The sequence below is a fragment of the Desulforamulus aquiferis genome (genome assembly GCF_030577015.1).
Lineage (GTDB): Bacteria > Bacillota > Desulfotomaculia > Desulfotomaculales > Desulfotomaculaceae > Desulfotomaculum > Desulfotomaculum aquiferis.
This window is the reverse complement of the sequence record NZ_JARPTC010000010.1, coordinates 34,301-51,504: the sequence shown is the minus strand read 5'-3', so window position 1 is coordinate 51,504 and position 17,204 is coordinate 34,301. Positions and strand designations below refer to the sequence as shown.

16 protein-coding genes are annotated in these 17,204 nt (G+C 40.0%); 14 read left to right on the top strand and 2 right to left on the bottom strand.

The genetic code is table 11. The annotated features are described in order from the left end of the window. The first annotated feature begins 86 nt into the window (after positions 1 to 86). The 6 genes from P6N53_RS07600 (at position 87) to ligD (ending at position 6,937) form a co-directional block, all read left to right on the top strand. Complete coding sequence (locus tag P6N53_RS07600) at positions 87 to 209, top strand: hypothetical protein (RefSeq protein ID WP_304542229.1); 123 nt, start codon at positions 87 to 89, stop codon at positions 207 to 209. Positions 210 to 555: 346 nt separating this feature from the next. Continuing rightward, positions 556 to 2,451 carry a PrkA family serine protein kinase gene (locus tag P6N53_RS07595; RefSeq protein ID WP_304542227.1) on the top strand — a complete coding sequence of 632 codons (1,896 nt, stop codon included), beginning with the start codon at positions 556 to 558 and terminating at the stop codon, positions 2,449 to 2,451. Between the two features lie 11 nt (positions 2,452 to 2,462). Continuing rightward, positions 2,463 to 3,611 (top strand): sporulation protein YhbH, encoded by a 1,149-nt coding sequence (gene yhbH, locus P6N53_RS07590; protein ID WP_304542225.1) that lies wholly within the window; start codon positions 2,463 to 2,465, stop codon positions 3,609 to 3,611. 3 nt (positions 3,612 to 3,614) lie between these two features. After that, complete coding sequence (locus tag P6N53_RS07585; RefSeq protein ID WP_304542223.1) at positions 3,615 to 5,027, top strand: SpoVR family protein; 1,413 nt, start codon at positions 3,615 to 3,617, stop codon at positions 5,025 to 5,027. A gap of 110 nt (positions 5,028 to 5,137) precedes the next feature. After that, positions 5,138 to 5,959: a non-homologous end joining protein Ku gene (ku, locus tag P6N53_RS07580; protein ID WP_304542221.1), complete on the top strand. Its 822-nt coding sequence runs from the start codon at positions 5,138 to 5,140 to the stop codon at positions 5,957 to 5,959. Between the two features lie 12 nt (positions 5,960 to 5,971). After that, the gene (ligD, locus tag P6N53_RS07575; protein WP_373323021.1) at positions 5,972 to 6,937 is read left to right on the top strand and encodes a non-homologous end-joining DNA ligase; all 966 of its coding nucleotides are present in this window, start codon (positions 5,972 to 5,974) and stop codon (positions 6,935 to 6,937) included. Between the two features lie 17 nt (positions 6,938 to 6,954). On the opposite strand, the gene P6N53_RS07570 is transcribed toward ligD, so the two are convergent. Both P6N53_RS07570 and P6N53_RS07565 read right to left on the bottom strand, forming a co-directional pair. After that, on the bottom strand, positions 6,955 to 8,313 hold the full coding sequence (locus tag P6N53_RS07570) for a sigma-54-dependent transcriptional regulator (RefSeq protein ID WP_304542219.1): 1,359 nt from the start codon (positions 8,311 to 8,313) through the stop codon (positions 6,955 to 6,957). Continuing rightward, positions 8,306 to 9,835 (bottom strand): ATP-binding protein, encoded by a 1,530-nt coding sequence (locus P6N53_RS07565; RefSeq protein ID WP_304542217.1) that lies wholly within the window; start codon positions 9,833 to 9,835, stop codon positions 8,306 to 8,308. Before P6N53_RS07565 ends, P6N53_RS07570 begins: the two co-directional genes overlap by 8 nt. A 374-nt stretch (positions 9,836 to 10,209) precedes the next feature. Between P6N53_RS07565 and P6N53_RS07560 the strand changes: the two genes are divergently transcribed. From P6N53_RS07560 to P6N53_RS07525, 8 genes are all read left to right on the top strand, one after another. Further along, positions 10,210 to 10,350 (top strand): hypothetical protein, encoded by a 141-nt coding sequence (locus P6N53_RS07560; RefSeq protein WP_304542215.1) that lies wholly within the window; start codon positions 10,210 to 10,212, stop codon positions 10,348 to 10,350. 41 nt (positions 10,351 to 10,391) lie between these two features. Beyond that, on the top strand, positions 10,392 to 10,886 hold the full coding sequence (locus tag P6N53_RS07555) for a CBS domain-containing protein (protein WP_304542213.1): 495 nt from the start codon (positions 10,392 to 10,394) through the stop codon (positions 10,884 to 10,886). A gap of 10 nt (positions 10,887 to 10,896) precedes the next feature. Further along, on the top strand, positions 10,897 to 11,277 hold the full coding sequence (locus P6N53_RS07550) for a hypothetical protein (RefSeq protein ID WP_304542211.1): 381 nt from the start codon (positions 10,897 to 10,899) through the stop codon (positions 11,275 to 11,277). A 14-nt stretch (positions 11,278 to 11,291) separates the two neighbouring features. Next, positions 11,292 to 12,077, top strand: a complete 786-nt coding sequence (locus P6N53_RS07545; protein ID WP_304542210.1) for a WCX domain-containing protein — start codon at positions 11,292 to 11,294, stop codon at positions 12,075 to 12,077. 157 nt (positions 12,078 to 12,234) lie between these two features. Next, the gene (locus P6N53_RS07540; protein WP_304542208.1) at positions 12,235 to 13,956 is read left to right on the top strand and encodes a SulP family inorganic anion transporter; all 1,722 of its coding nucleotides are present in this window, start codon (positions 12,235 to 12,237) and stop codon (positions 13,954 to 13,956) included. 431 nt (positions 13,957 to 14,387) lie between these two features. Next, positions 14,388 to 14,672, top strand: coding sequence for a hypothetical protein (locus tag P6N53_RS07535; RefSeq protein ID WP_304542206.1), 285 nt, complete (start codon positions 14,388 to 14,390; stop codon positions 14,670 to 14,672). A gap of 373 nt (positions 14,673 to 15,045) precedes the next feature. After that, the gene (locus P6N53_RS07530) at positions 15,046 to 15,414 is read left to right on the top strand and encodes a Na-translocating system protein MpsC family protein (RefSeq protein WP_304542204.1); all 369 of its coding nucleotides are present in this window, start codon (positions 15,046 to 15,048) and stop codon (positions 15,412 to 15,414) included. Positions 15,415 to 15,694: 280 nt separating this feature from the next. Beyond that, complete coding sequence (locus P6N53_RS07525; protein WP_304542203.1) at positions 15,695 to 17,143, top strand: SLC13 family permease; 1,449 nt, start codon at positions 15,695 to 15,697, stop codon at positions 17,141 to 17,143. Positions 17,144 to 17,204: the final 61 nt, after the last annotated feature.

The following is a 17,204-nucleotide window of genomic DNA, read 5'->3' as shown; positions in this document are numbered from 1 at the left end:
TCTAGAAATACGTTGTCACCCACCCGACTATTTGATAAAATAGTCACAACCAGTAATACTGTATACAAGATACGGGGGTGGGATTAATGCAATATTTGCTAACCTGGATCGAAGGGGAAGAAGTATGTTACCGTATTGTTCCAGATTTAGAGTTTGACCACTCACTGATGCAGGATAAAAATTTAATTATTACAAAAATACCAAATTAGAATTCTACAAAAAATATTACCAATAGAAAAATATTAACATCGCTAAAGGGCGGTGTTTTTTGTTTTATATGACTTTTTTCTCAAGTCACCTTTTTGTTAGTTAAGAATAGAATGTTTGAAAACTAACTTGTGCATTTTTTACATTAGATGGGAAAAAATGATAACAAGTTCATTAATGCAAAGGGATTAAAGGATATGGCAGATTTCTGACACATGACGTCTTTAAAGGAAATTGGGAGGATTGTTACTTTTAGTACAAACCTTCTTTTTAACTTTCAAACGGCATATATTATCTAGTAAGTTTATTGGCTACTAGATTGTCTGCGCGAAAAGGAGTGATAAATGCGTGGAGTTTTTAAAACGCTTGGATGAATTTCGTTCGAAGGAAAAGAGTTTGGTATGGGAAGGCACATTTCAGGATTACCTATCCATTATTAAGGAAAAACCCTATGTAACTCAGTTAGCCCATGCACGCATCTATAACATGATTAAAGAAGCCGGATATGAAGAAACAGAAAGGGGCAAAACCTATAAGTTTTTTTCTAAAGAGATATTTGGTTTAGATGGACCCCTTGAGAAGCTTGTTGAGGAATACTTTCACCCTGCTGCAAGAAGATTGGATGTACGTAAACGAATTCTTTTGCTTATGGGGCCTGTCAGCGGTGGCAAGTCTACCCTGGTGTCTATGCTAAAGCGGGGCTTGGAACAGTTTAGCTGGGCAGACAAAGGGGCCATTTATGGTATCAAAGGTTGCCCTATGCATGAGGAGCCGCTGCATTTAATTCCTAAAGAATTAAGGGCAGAGTTTGAAAAGGAATATGGAGTATATATCGAGGGCGAGCTTTGCCCCTCTTGTAGAATGAGATTGGAAACTGAGTATCATGGGAAGATTGAAAACTTCCCGGTAGAAAGGGTCTTCCTTTCGGAAGATAACCGGATTGGCATAGGGACATTTACCCCCTCGGATCCAAAATCCCAGGATATTGCTGACCTTACCGGAAGTATTGATTTTTCTACCATTGCTGAATATGGTTCAGAATCTGATCCCAGGGCCTACAGATTTGATGGTGAGTTAAATATATCAAACCGGGGTCTGATGGAGTTTCAGGAAATGTTAAAGTGTGATGAAAAATTTCTCTGGAACCTACTATCATTGTCCCAGGAAGGTAACTTCAAGGCGGGAAGATTTGCCTTAATCTATGCGGATGAAATGATCATCGCCCACACCAACGAAAACGAATACCGGACCTTTATCAGCAACAAGAAAAATGAAGCCCTGCAGTCAAGGATTATTGTCATGAAAATCCCTTACAATCTTAGAGTCAGAGACGAAGTAAAGATATATGAAAAATTAATTAAACAAAGTGATTTAAGCTCAATTCATATTGCGCCCCACGCCCTGAGGGTGGCCAGTATATTCTCAGTATTATCACGTCTTAAGGACTCTAAGAAACAGGGTATGGATATAGTCAAGAAAATGAAGCTGTATGACGGAGAAGATGTGGAGGGCTTCAAGCAAAAGGACATTAAAGAGTTATTAAATGAGGTTGTTGATGAGGGGATGAGTGGTGTTGATCCTAGATATGTAATTAACCGCCTCTCTTCAGCCTTGATTAGAACTAATACCCAGTGCATTAATCCCTTGGACGTTTTACGTGCCATAAAGGATGGACTTGACCAGCACGCGTCTATAACGCCAGAAGAAAAGGAAAGACTGCTTAACTTCATATCAATAGCTAGAAAAGAATATGATGAAATGGCCAAAAAAGAAATACAGAAGGCCTTTGTATATTCCTTTGAAGAATCAGCCCGGGTATTGTTTAATAACTACTTAGATAATGTAGAGGCATTTTGCAATGGTGTCAAAATTAAGGATCCCATCACCGATGAGGAAATGGATCCCGATGAAAAGTTAATGCGCTCAATTGAAGAGCAGATTGGCATTTCTGAAAATGCTAAGAAAGCATTCAGGGAGGAAATTTTGATCCGTCTGTCAAGCTATGCCAGGAAGCAAAAGAAATTTAACTATAATAGCCATGACAGGCTTAGGGAAGCCATCGAGAAGAAACTCTTTGCTGATTTAAAAGATATAGTTAAAATTACAACCTCCAGCAAGACCCCCGATGGGGAACAGCTAAAACGTATCAATGAAGTAAGTGCAAGACTAATTGCCGAACATGGCTATTGTCCTGTTTGCGCTAATGAATTATTAAAGTATGTTGGCAGTCTGTTAAGCCGCTAGGAGTGAGGACTGTGGAATATTCTTTTACCATAACAAGGGAAGACTGGTCCCTGCACCGGAAAGGGGAAGTGGATCAGCAGAGGCATAAAGAAAAGGTTAGAGAAGCCATCAAAAAAAATCTGGCTGATATAGTAACTGAGGAAAGTATTATCCTCTCTGACGGACGAAGGGTGGTTAAAATACCCATTCGTTCCCTAGAACAATATCGCTTTAGGTATGATAGCAGGAAGCAAAAGCATGCTGGGCAGGGAGACGGTAAAAGTCAAGTTGGAGACGTTTTAGGCAGTGAGCAACAGCCAGCCCCGGGTAAAGGACCAGGGGCCGGTGAGCTGCCGGGACAGGATTACTACGAGGCAGAGGTTACAATAGACGAAGTAGCACAATTACTATTTGACGATTTGAGCCTGCCGAATTTAGAAGAGAAAAAGAATAAAAAATTAGCCTCTGAAACAGTAGAGTTTAGAGATGTGCGGAAACACGGTATCCAAAGCAATATTGATCGAAAAAGAACCATCCTGGAAGTCATAAAAAGGAATGCCTTAAGCGGCAGTCCTGGATTACATGGTATAACCCCCGAGGATTTAAGATATAAAACTTGGGAAATTACGCCAAAGTTTGAATCCAGTGCCGTGGTACTTGCCATGATGGATACATCTGGCTCAATGGGACCCTTTGAAAAGTATATTGCCAGAAGCTTTTTCTTCTGGATGGTAAAGTTCCTGCGCACTAAATATGAAAGTGTGGAAATTGTTTTCCTGGCTCACCATACTGAGGCCCGAGAGGTGACAGAAGAGGAATTCTTTACTAAAGGAGAGAGCGGAGGCACCAGGTGTTCCTCAGTATACAAGCTGGCCCTGGAATTGATAGATAACCGCTATCCCTTGCAGGACTACAATATATACGCTTTTCATTTCTCAGATGGAGATAATTTAACAAGCGACAATGAACTCTGTATTCGCTTGATTGACCAACTGCTGCTTAGGTGTAAATTAGTGGGCTATGGAGAAATTGAGGGGCCCTATTACTATACCAGTACCCTTAACTCCTATTTCAAAAGAATAACAAACTCACGCTTTGTTAGTGTAAGTATAAGGGATAAATCGGGTGTCTATCCTGCTTTAAAGTCATTCTTTAAAAATCCCGACCCAAAGGGAGGCTAGCCTATGACCACCCAGGCCTTGCAAGAATTACAACAGCTTGAAGAAGCGATTCCCAAAATATTAGAAATCGCCAAGGGGTTTGGTCTGGATTTTTATCCAATGAGATTTGAAATTTGCCCCGGTGATATTATCTATACCATTGGTGCCTATGGTATGCCGACACGTTATACCCATTGGTCCTTCGGTAAATCCTACCACAGGATGAAAACCCAATATGATTATAATCTCAGCAGAATATATGAGATGGTGGTAAACTCAGATCCATGCTATGCATTTTTGCTGGAGGGGAATACAATAATTCAGAACAAGATGGTAGCAGCCCATGTTCTAGGACATTGTGATTTTTTCAAGAATAACACCTACTATTCTGCAACCAATCCTAAGGATATTATTGAATCTATGTCTGTTGCTGCGGATCGATTTCGCAGATATGAAATGTCCCAGGGACAGAGAAAGGTAGAGGCCTTTATAGATTCTGTAATGTCCGTTCAGGAACATATAGATCCCCATCGCAAAATAAAGAGAAAAGAAACTAGAAATGCTAGAAGTAAGGGCTGCTGTTCTCATGATAAGCTGGAAACTCCCTATGACGATTTATGGGATTTAGATAAATCAAAGCACCAATGCAGCTGCAGTGGAGGGTGTACTAAGAAACATGCCAAGACTCCTGAACAACCCGAAAAGGATATCCTGCTATTCATCATGGAAAACTCGAAGGATCTTCAGGAGTGGCAGTTGGATATCATTTCAGTACTGAGGGATGAGATGCTATATTTTTGGCCCCAAATGCAAACAAAAATAATGAACGAGGGTTGGGCCACCTACTGGCATTTGCGAATAATGAGAAATTTGGATTTGTCCGAGGCAGATGCCATAGAATTTGCAAAGATGAATGCCGGTGTAATAATACCCTCTAGAAATAGTATTAATCCATATTTCCTGGGTCTAAAAATGTTTGAAGATATTGAAAAGAGATGGGATAAAGAATTTGGTGAGGGAGCAGGAAGGGAAAAAATATTTGAAATAAGAGAGATGGATAACGATACGTCCTTCCTTAGAAATTACTTAACTAAAGATTTAGTTGAAGAACTGGATTTATATCTTTACAGGAGAATCGGCAATGAATGGAAAATTGTTGAAAAGAATTGGAAAACAATTCGGGATCACTTGGTATCCAGCATGACAAATGCCGGATTTCCTGTAATAGTTGTGGAGGACGGCGATTATGGAAGGCGGGGGGAACTCTATTTACGGCATGCCTTTGAAGAAAGGGAGCTTGACATCAAATATTTGGAAAACACACTGTCCCATGTGTTTAATCTATGGAGCAGGCCGGTACACCTAGAAACAAAAATTGACAATAAGCCAGTTCTTTTTACCTTTGATGGGGAGAAGAGCGGTAGGAAGTTTATTTAAACCCGAATATAGGTAGTTTTTCGAAATACTGAAAACCCGGATTTTTTCCGGGTTTTAATATGTTTATATACCGGGGGTATAATAAATAAAAAAACAACGGAGTGGTTGTTATGAGGCCTTTGTGGAAAGGGGCAGTAAGTTTTGGACTGGTCTATGTGCCGGTTAAAATGTATGCTGCCACAGAAAAAAAGAATATAAAGTTTAATTATCTCCATGAGAAATGCAAGACCCCTATTCAGTACCGACGTTACTGCCCTTATTGTGATGCTGAGGTGGAAAATGAGCAAATAGTGAAGGGCTATGAGTATGAAAAGGGAAAGTATGTAGTCATTAGGGATGAGGATTTTGAGCATATACCAGGAGAGGCCACCAGGAGTATAAATATTATTGACTTTGTTAACTTGACCGATATTGACCCATTGTTCTTTGATAAGGGCTATTATTTGGCACCAGGGGATGGCGGACAGAAGGTATATGAGCTGCTAAAAAAATCCATGGATGAGACAGGAAAAGTAGCCATTGCCAAGGTGGTCATTCGTAATAAGGAGTCCCTGGCGGCCTTAAGAATAGCTGATGGGATACTGACCATGAGCACAATGTTTTACCCGGATGAAGTGAGAAAACCCACGGGTATTCCAGAACTAGACTACAATGTGTCAATCCATGATAATGAGTTGAAAATGGCCGTTAATTTAATCAATAACCTATCAGCTGCCTTTCAGCCGGAAAAATATACCGATGAATATAGACAGGGACTGATGGAAGTGATTCAAGCTAAAGTTGCCGGTGAAGGAGTAGAGGTGGCTGCTGTGCCTCAAACGGAAAAGGTTGTTGATTTAATGGCTGCTCTAAAGGCCAGTATAGAATTAGCTGAACAGGAGCGGGGTACGGTTAAAAAGAAGGGGACAAGAAAGAAAGCTGCGGGGGCCTAGGGGGTGTGGTTATTGGACCAATTACCAAGGATCAAACCAATGTTGGCCACTACTGCGGAGCCCTTTGACAGTCAAGACTACCTTTATGAAATCAAATGGGATGGTTACCGGGGGCTTGCCTATTTGGGTCAGCAAACAACTATTCTATCAAGGAATCAGTTGGATTTAACACCCAGGTTTCCCGAGCTCCAGGGATTGCATTTAAGGGCAAGAGAAAAACCAACCATCCTGGATGGCGAAATTGTAGTTTTAAAGGAGGGTAAACCTTCCTTTAGCTCATTACAAGCCAGGGGTAAAATAAGTGATCCCCTCCGAATAAATAGACTAGCCAGGCAGTTACCGGCTATATTTATTGCCTTTGATATACTATATGTGGCCGGCAGGGATGTTACCAGACTTACTGTAACTGAACGCAAGGAAATTCTAGAACGAATAGTTGAGCAGGGACCTGAATTGATTATTTCCCAATCAGTTATAGGGTCGGGAGTACAATTCTTTAAGCAGGTAACAAAGTCAGGGTTAGAAGGAGTTATGGCCAAAAGAATAGACAGCCCCTATTTGCCAGGAAAAAGATCCGGTTATTGGAAAAAGATTCGGGTAATAAAAAGTGCCGATTTAGTAATCTGTGGGTGGGAGAAGGGGGAAGGCAAAAGGCACCTTGGCTCTCTTATACTTGCGGGCTATTTCAAAGATGGCTGGTATTATAACGGCAAAGTAGGTACAGGTATGTCCCGCAAGGAAGAGCTTTTGTTGCTGGAGAAATTAAAGCCCCTGGAAATTAGCAAACCGGTATTTGACCCGCCAAGGGGTGAGTTTAAACAGCCATACTGGGTTAAACCTGTATTGGTTTGTGAGGTAAATTATTCCGAAATAAGCCCGGATAATAGATTAAGACACCCAAGCTATAAAGGTTTAAGACATGACAAAAGTCCTGCTGACTGTAAACCACTAGAGTTTAAAACCACAACTCAAGTATAGGGTTGTGGTTTTATTAGCTAAAGCTTTATTTGATACTTTTGGGCTCTGTATAGCAGGGCTGATCTGGTTATACCAAGGAGCTGAGAAGCCTTTGTCTGGTTGCCGTTGCTTTTTTCTAAGGCTTTTAAAATTAGTTCCTTCTCGACACCCTCTAGGGAAATACCTTCTTCTGGAAAATTTATTATAAGATCAGAACCACTCTCCACTGGTGGAATATCTTTCTTTTGTATTTCTTTTGGTAGATGATGAGCTTTTATTTCCTGCCCCTGGGATAGGATTACTGCCCGTTCAATAATATTTTGTAATTCACGAATATTACCGGGCCAATTATAGGAAAATAATAGGCCCATGGCATCTGGAGAAATGGGTTGCTCTTGTCCCGGATTAAACTTATTTAAAAAATGCATTACCAGCAAGGGGATATCATCTAACCTATCCCGCAGAGGAGGAAGATGAATCGGTAATACGTTTAATCTATAATATAAATCTTCACGCAAAGTACCGGTTTTAATACATTCCACAGGGTCCCGGTTGGTAGCAGCTATGACCCGTACATCAACTTTGATGCTTTCACTTCCACCCACCCGCTCAAACTGTCTTTCCTGAATTACCCTAAGGAGCTTAACCTGCATGGATAGGGGCATCTCAGTGACTTCATCAAGAAACAGTGTTCCTCCGTTGGACAATTCAAAACGACCAAGTTTCCTAGCCACCGCACCGGTAAAGGCCCCTTTTTCATGACCAAATAATTCACTTTCTAATAATGCTTCTGGCAGGGCTGCACAATTTATTGGTACGAAGGGTTTATCACGGCGGGAACTTAGATGGTGGATAGAAACAGCAGCAACTTCTTTACCAGTTCCGCTCTCACCGGTAATTAGAACAGTGGCATTGCTGTCAGCAACCTTCTCAATAAGTGTGCAGACCTCTTGAATTGCTTTGCTATTACCCACAATGCGTCCATATTTTTTTGTCAGTTCTGAGCGTAAGAAGGTTACCTCTGTTTGAAGCTGACTAACCATTAAGGCCTGCTTTACGACTAACTTTAATTCATCTAAATCGAAGGGCTTGGTTATATAATCAGTTGCACCAAGCTTCATGGCCTCGATGGCGGTATCAATTGTCCCATGAGCAGTTACCATAATGACGGGAAGCTTAGGTAGTATGTCTTTAGTTTTTATTAACACTTCAAGTCCGTCCATCTCAGGCATTTTTAGATCTAAAATAACCAAAGAAGGGGTTTCGTTTTTAATTAATTCAAGACCTTGATGCCCTCTGGTAGCAGTTAAAACCTGATAACCTTCTTGGCGCAGTCCCTTTTCCAGGGCCCAACACATATGCTCTTCATCATCGATAACAAGAATTTTATTACTCAACGCCAATCAGCCCCCTCCCGCTTTGTGGAAAACTAACACTAATCACAGTTCCTGCCGAGGAAGTATTTGAAACCCATATATTGCCTCCGTGGAGATGGACTATCTGGTGAGAAATTGATAATCCAAGACCGGCACCATCATCCTTGGTTGTATAAAAGGGATCAAATATTCTCGGCAAATCATGATCTTTAATTCCTGTACCTGTATCACTGAAATCAATTTGTACGGAACTACCCTGGGTTGTGGTACTAATACTGAGCTTTCCTCCTTTAGGCATAGCTTGCACGGCATTAAGAATTAGATTAACAAACACCTGCTTTACCCTGTCCGAATCAACATCTGCCAGGGGTAAGTCGTTATTTAGAATTTTTTCCAATGCTACATTATTTTGCCTCAGCATAGGTGAGGTGAAGGTTAGCACCGACTCAACTAACCTATTGATATCCGTTGGACTAACGATGGGTTTGCTAGGTCGGCCAAAATCTAATAGTTCCTGAATAACTTTATTGCCTCGGTTAATTTGTTCACAAATCACCTTGGTATAGTCATTAATGCCGGGTAGCTCTTTGTACTCTCCCTCCATAACTTGGATAGTGGCTTTCACAATACCCAAAGGATTTCTTAATTCATGGGCAACGCCAGTTACCAATCTTCCCAAAGCAACCAGTCTCTCTGAACGCCTCAATTCTTCCTCTAATCTCTTCTTTTCTTTTAGAGAATCTGCCATATTATTAATGGCCTGTACAACTTCCCCAATCTCCCCAGGCATAGGTGGGAGTCTTTTGTTAATATCATCCTCCATACCTAAAAGTCCTTTTTTGATAACCTGGACTTCAGTGGCCAGATTGTGAATTACATAAAGGGTTGCTCCCATGCCAAAAATTAATCCTAGTAGAGTAAGGTATCTGGCTATTAAACTAAATTTTCTACTTTGTGCAAAAACCGGGTGCACCAGTTCATCTGCCCAGGCTACGGCTATGAGCTGATCATTATGAATGACTGGCATTAGATATTCAAAGGTCTGGTCTCCTAGGGAACTGGTGATGCTGGAATAGGGTTTCATTGTTGCTTCCACTGCCAGTAGGCCGGAAGAAGCTTCACTAAAGATTCTTCTTTCCCTTTCTATTATTTCCTCCGGAGACAAGTGACGATATTGATGTAAATAACCAAAGACAAATTTTTCATCATTTTGAGGAAAATAAAGCCCTAGCCGTACCCCTGGATTTGTATCAGCCAGGGGTTTTGCTGTTAGTTCGAAGGCGGTACCTAACATCCTAATGTTCTCATGGGAGAGCGTGAATTCCTCATTTTGAGGTAAATCAATTAAATAATTGTCCAGGCCCCTGACTGTGGTTTTAACAATTGTTTCAAGACGCTCCTGCTTTGTCTGTAGAAGCATTTCATCCTTGGCGCTGACAAAGAAAATATCGTAGACCATAACAAGAATGGGAATCAGCAAAATAGCTGAGACAGTAACCATTATTTGAACTGACAGAGAGAATTTTTTCAATACCCTAAGCATAGGCCCTCCCTAAATGAATATTATCAAACAGTTAAGGTAATAAAGTGCATAAAAACAAACAGTCAATTAATATTCCAAATGCAAAGGCTTAAAAGGCAGAGAATATAGAAAAAATAAAATTTAGAAAGGTGCGATACAGCGAGAGTGCATAATATCAGACAATAACCATGATTTAAATTATGCAAATAACAATAAATTGTATTGGCATGATAATTGCGAGTAGTTAATTACAAAATGACTAAGTACCTTATATTTATTGCTTAATAAAAGAATTATATCACAAATTGCGGAGGTCTTAAATTCTTATTTCGGAAGTGGGGGAATGTCTAAAAACAAACACGTTCTTGTATAAGGGATTGTTAGGAGGGAACGGTATGACAAACGATCAATTTGCAGAATGGGCCCAGGAAAAAATGGATTCTTGTAATGTATTTAATGAAATAGAAACAGGGAAAGTAATCGTCGAGATTCTTGAAAAATATTTTTCTTTGGAACGGAAAGGGGAAGAAAGCTAGAATCCGCCATTTTACCCGCCTAAAAGGAGTGTGGGTGCTGGATGACAGGAAGCAAAGAAAAAAAGGTAAGGGATATAATGGTTCCTTTACAGGATTATTCCACTGTATTTTCGGAGAACGCCCTTAAAGATGCCATCTTTATTCTGAGAAGTACTTTTAATTCGGGTTGTGCAAACGGTTCCCAGGCACATAGATCAATATTGGTGTTTGATAATAGCAAAAGGTTAGTAGGTACATTGAGTTTTCGAGATATATTGGGAATACTCCAATTAAATGGTGAGATGCCAAAGCATTGGGATGGAGTCTTTACTAGGCTTTGCTTAAATCAGGCCAATAAAAAGGTGAAGGATGTAATGAATCCCATTGGTCAATTAAGTGTAAATTCCGAGGATAGTATTTTAGATGCTGTTTATTTGATTGTTAATAATGAATTAGAGCTAATACCGGTATTGGATAAAGGTAATGTTATTGGCATGGTTAGAACGGTAGAAATCTTTTATGAAGTTAGCCAGTTAGTAGAGGAGCATGTTTTCTAAGGGGGAGTGAATGAATTTGTTAGAGGCAAGGAATTCGGACGAACAATATTGTGACAGTTCAGTATTTTTAGAATTAATAGAATGGTTGGAAGCCAATATTAAACCTGAATATCACTCCCTTATTCAAAAGAATATTCTACAGTCGCTGCAAGCATGCCAAATGGCAAGTGTTTATCCACATGTCGATAATAATGTCGTTAAGATTGGCGCACTGCTTCTTCCCTTTATAGAAAATGATTATCTTACCTGTAAAAAGGATATGGAAGTGATATTGGATTTGCTGAAGGATATGGAACTGGAACAACGATTAAGAATTATTGATGTGTTGTTTCAATCCAAAACCGGCTTTCCTACTGGAGAGGCGAAAATAGTGCAGTATTACTATCATTAATGGGGTGATGCTTTATGAGGAAAAAAACTCAAAAGAGAGAGCACAACCATTCCCGCAACTTAAAGATCGTCCTACGAGAATTACAGAGATATAACGGGCTGGGTGGTATTTCTTTGGAGGACTTAGCTTTTAAATGCGGAGTAAGCAACAGGCAAATTTACAGATATTTAAATGAACTTCAGAGTATGGGTTTTGAAATTATCAAGACCACTAATTATGATGCAAGTTCCCGTGGTAGATACAGTATTAACGATGATGAAAAAAGCGAAGATGAAATAACCCTACCGTTAATTAATCTTCTAGAATTTATGGATAGTTTTAAAAATGAGATATTAGCCGCCAGATTGTTTATTAGGGAAGTGCTTTTAAGAAACTGGTTGATGCAGCAGGGTATAATCTTGCCCTTGCACTATCCTATAGTATCCTACGATTTGCAAGATGCCATCACAGTTCATCGTCACACCTATATTGTTCCTGAACAATCTGAGGAGATTAAGGAAGAAATTAGAATTAAGGTTTCACCTAAGATTGTAAACAATGTCCTTAGAAGTTTAGCCTCAGAGGTATCTGGTCGACAGAGGCAAAGGGATGGTAGTTATATATTTCAAATCACAACCAAAAGAATTAGGGATATGGTAGGCTTATTAACCCAGTGGGGAAGTGGTGTTGAGGTCATTCAACCTAGTTGGCTTCAGCACAAATTGCTCGAAAATTGCAAAGCCATATTATGCGCCCACAGGCAGAGAAAGTCTTCGAAGGCAGGGAATTGTGTAATTGATGGCTATTTTCGAATGGGGTAGAAAGACTTGTCGTTTATTTTATTCAAAGGATTTCGCTAAGCACCTTGGATTGAGAAACAACATGTTTTTATTTTTTTAGCCTTTGATGCTCCAAGTTTCACAATCCCAATTATTAAAGCATTGCAACCTTAAATAATTTTTGTTTGGGGGCTAAAATATGAGTATCGGAAAATTTATCCCTATTGTGGATACTATAAGAACCTACGACAAAAAGGACCTTCGATTTGATTTTATTGCAGCCATGACGGTTGCTGTTGTAGCGCTGCCTCAGTCAATGGCCTATGCTATGATTGCGGGTGTAAACCCTGCCTATGGCCTTTATTCTGCCATTGTTTTAACCATTTTAGGGTCAGCCTTCGGTAGTTCCAATCACCTTGCTACTGGTCCAACCAATGCTATTTGCCTGCTCATTGCCAGCTATATGGCAATATATGCCGGTCAAGGGGATTTTTTTGCGACACTGTTTTTACTTACCTTTATGGTTGGGGCTATACAATTTATCATGGGAACCTTTAGACTTGGCTCGCTAGTCAATTATGTATCACATGCCGTGATTGTGGGTTTTACTGCAGGTGCCGGTATAATAATTGCGATGGGTCAACTGAACAACCTGCTTGGAGTTAAACTACCTGATGGTCATCTCTCCAGTATCGGAAAGGTGATAGCTTGTTTTGAAAACATAGGTACAACAAACTTAGTGGCCCTTGGTCTTGGATTATTTACCATAGCAGTGATATTGCTGTGCCGTAGGATAAATAAAAATCTACCAGGTGCTCTGCTTGGAATAATATTTTCTGTCATGCTTGTAATGCTTTTTGATTTGGAAAAGTACGGTTTGAAAATGGCAGGGGACATCCCGCAGGCTATTCCCCCCTTGAGCATGCCAAATTTTAGTCTTTCGGCAATAACAGATCTTGCCAGTGGGTCAATAGTTATAGCCATCATCGGCTTAGTTGAGGCTGTGGCTATATCAAAGGCTATTGCGTCAAGAACCTTGCAAAAAATTGATCCGAATCAGGAGTTCATTGGACAAGGTATAGCTAACATGGGCGGAGCATTTTTGAGCAGTATTGCCGGTTCTGGCTCCTTCACCCGTTCAGCAATTACCTACCAAAATGGTGGAAAGACCAGGTTAGCCGGTGTGTTAGTTGGTATAATCATCCTTATTGTCCTGATTTTCTTTGCTCCCTACGCAAAGTATATTCCTAATGCCAGCCTAGCCGGTGTAATAATGGTGGTGGCCTATTCCATGGTTGATAAAAAAGCCCTGGTGAAAGTACTAAAAACAAACTTTAATGATGCCGTTGTTTTACTGGTTACAATGTTTACTACTATATTTGCTCCCCACCTAGAACAAGCAATCTATGCCGGGGTAGCTACATCTTTACTATTATATTTAAAAGACTCAGGAGTTGCAGGTGTCAGAACCCTTGCTCCAATCCAGGCAACTGACGGCAGGTTTGTTGAGCAGGAAATTAATGGAGAGAGGCCATCCATAGCCATAATTCAACTGGAAGGGAGTCTGTATTTTGGCTCTGCATCGGATTTAGAAAAGAAATTAAGTGAAGCCTATGGAGAATCCAAGGTTTATTTAGTCAGGTTTAAGGGTGTATCTGTTATCGATATTACCGCCCTTGAGGTTATTGAAGCTTTTATCAATAGGGGCATGGCTGATGGTAATAGGGTTATTTTATCCGGGGTAACACCCAAGATTCACAGGATGTTGGAGAGAATGCATGTTATTAAACATATAGGTGAGGAAAATATATTTACTCAAGAGGATGAGGTATTTGCCTCTTCTGGAAAAGCCCTTGAAGAGGCTAACTCCTTTGTTAGAAGCGTTAGTTACAGTGTTAAAGAGAGACCAATTCAAATATAAAGACAAGAAAGTATGCATGAAAAAATAATTATACTAAATAATGACTATATTGACAATAAAATGTGGAATATTATAACGGAGAAACTAATTTTTAAAAAGCAGGAGCTAAAATGCTCGGTGAATGATTCATCGGGCTTTTTAGATCCCGCTTGTAGTGACAAAAAAGTTTTATTCTTAGTAATATTGAGTAAATGTATTAAAACAAGAGCTAGAGCAAATTAAATACTTAGAACAACCCAAAATACCTCTGTACAAAATTATCAGAAAAAGATACTTTAAGACAAAGTAAAATGTCACCACATATGAAGCCTGGCAGGCAAAGTGCGAAGAGTCCCTTGGCATTGGGTAGGCCAGCATGATGTTCGAAATTATTTCGTGCGATCATGCTGGCCTTGTTTAGTTTGGGGTATAATATTAAGGAGGGGGAATGGATGATGGGTGGAAATTCAAGATGTGGTACCTGTATTAAACGAGAATCTTGTGATATTAGAAACAATCTTAATGTCATAATCAATAATGCAATAAAAAATGCTGAGGCAGAGGTTCGCAAGCTGTCACCGGCAGAAATTGAATATATGCTAGTCACTGATATTGCTGTAATACCAACCAGTTGCCGCAATTACGAAGGAATTGAAAAGAACCCCGAGAAAAACAAAGCAAAGGTGGAAGACGGCCTATTTTTTCTAGGTAGGAAATTAGCCCCCACAGCTATCTAAATAATTATAACAGGCCCTTTCTGTAGAAGGGGCCTGTTTTTTATGATGAATGTGAATAAAAAAACAAAATCATGAGCTAGCTATATATATCAGAAGAACAAGGGAGAAACCTTGTGGAATTGTCATTAAACCCTAAAAAATGAGGCTGTACAGAATTATAGTAAATCTGTAAGGTTAAGACAATAAAAATTGTCACTACAAATATATATTCTTTGTCATATTGAAACAAGTGTATAGAGGCTTTCCCGGGAAATATATCCATGACTTTATAGCAGGGTGCGGGAAATAGTTTTATAAAAATATTTGTCATCGCACAACCTACCTTGTGTCAAAAAGAACAATTGGAGGACCTTTTTCTGAGGGGGGAGTTGGCATGAGTCAGCAGCAAATTTTAGAAAAACAAATTTGTGAAGCCTTTATAAAGTTTCACCGGGAACTTGTGGGTAGGGGACCAGAAACTACAAAGGCAATGATATGTAGAGACATGGTTATTGTACGCTCAAAGGGTGTTCTGACCAAGGAAGAAAAACATGTGAGCAATACACAAAAGGGCCGAGCCCTGGTAAAACAATTGAGGTTAGAGCTTAGGGAATCTTATATGGAAAGAATTGAAAATATAGTATCTGAGATATTAAAGTGTCAAGTTATCAGCAGTCACGGTGATATAAGTATAAGAACAGGAGAGCAAATTGACGCCTTTATTTTAAATGTAGATTTAGAGAAAAAATTTAGAATTAACTAACTGGCCTACAGCTTTAAGAGGTTGTGGTGCGAGTTATCTTAATTAGAGCGGTTGGTAGACCAAATACAGAGCCTTATGGCTTGGTATTAAGTAAACCAACGTTATTCTGGCTATTTATGGCCTGAATTGCGTTGGTTTTTAGTTTTCAAGGGGGTGAGGGCGCAAAGAGATTAACCTAAGAATTTCTTGAAGAATAATTAGCACCTTAACAGAACTTAATTTATGTCATTGATAAATAGAAAGAAAAAGCACCTTTATTCTAATAAACGAGGTGATTGGCATGAGCAAAGAGATGAAAAGATATTTCTTTATCGCCCTGGGATTTGGTATGCTGCTATTATTCTATTACATGCCTCCCCTGGCCCCGGCCATTGATCCCATGGGAAAATCCTTTGAATTAACACAAGCAGGTAAAGCAGGGTTGGGACTATTTCTCCTTGCTGGGATTTGGTGGGTATTTGAGGTTATACCTATCGGAGTAACAAGTATTGCCATTGGTGTTCTTCAGCCGGTATTTGGCATTAGACCTGCCAAGGAAGCTTTTCGTGATTTCATGGACCCCACTGTAATGTTCATCCTAGGTTCATTATTGGTAGGCTTAGCCTTTACCCAATGTGGAATAACCAAAAGAGTTGCTTATAAAATGTTAGTTGTTGTTGGTGAAGATACCAGAAAGATTCTTTTAGGAGTTTTTGTTTTAACTGCCCTATTGACCCACGTAATGGCACACACAGCAGTGGCTGGTGCCATGTTCCCAATTATGATGTCTATCCTAGCCCTTTATGGTGGTGATCCCGAAAGACCAAGTAAATTTGGTAAGGCCTTATTTATGGGTATGGCCTTTGCAGCTGGAGCAGGTAGTATCTGTACACTGATGGGTGGCGCTCGCAACCCGGCAGCTGTAGGGTTTTTCAAGGAATTTACTGGTCAAGATGTTAGCTTTTTACAATTCTCTGCTGCATTAGCTCCCTTTGGCTGGCTGGCAGTGTTTATGGTCTTCATATTGATGATTACCGTATTTAAACCAGAAAAACTAGTGGTTCCTGGGTTGCGTCAGCGGGCTCAAACAGAGCTTGATAAGCTGGGCCCAATAACAAAACAGGAGATATTTGTTTTATTAGTGGTAGCTATAGCCCTTTGTACCCTTATCTTCCAAAAGTTTATCCCAGCATTACAAGGTTTAGATCGTTCAGTTCCGCTACTTGTGGCAGGTTTGATATTCTTTATTACCAAGGTACTTACTGTTAAAGAACTGGAAAAATCTATTCCCTGGAATATTGTACTGTTATTCTCGGGTGCTATGAGTATCGGCTTTGCCCTCTGGCAGACAGGTGCCGCTGAATGGATGGCCGTAAGTTGGTTGTCAATCATTAAAGACGCCCCTTGGTTGTTATTCCTGTTAGGTATTTCCTTCTTGGTATTAATATTAACCAACTTTATTATGAACGTTGCAGCAATTTCCATTTGTTTGCCAGTTGCACTGGTTATTGCGAAGTATTTAGGAGTAAATCCTGAGATAATTCTTTACTCCTCAGTAGCAATGTCAGGCATGCCATTTCTGCTCCTGATTGGTGCTGCCCCTAATGCTATTGCCTATGAATCAAAGCAGTTCACCACGGGAGAATTCTTCATGACAGGTATTCCTGCCAGTGCAGCCATACTGGCAATGGTGGCTATCTTCTCATTAACCTTCTGGCCAATTATAGGTATACCTGCCCTAATGCACTAAAAACCATACCCGGGCCTGTTATGGGCCCGGGTATATATCTTTTGCAGTACTCGTTAATGAT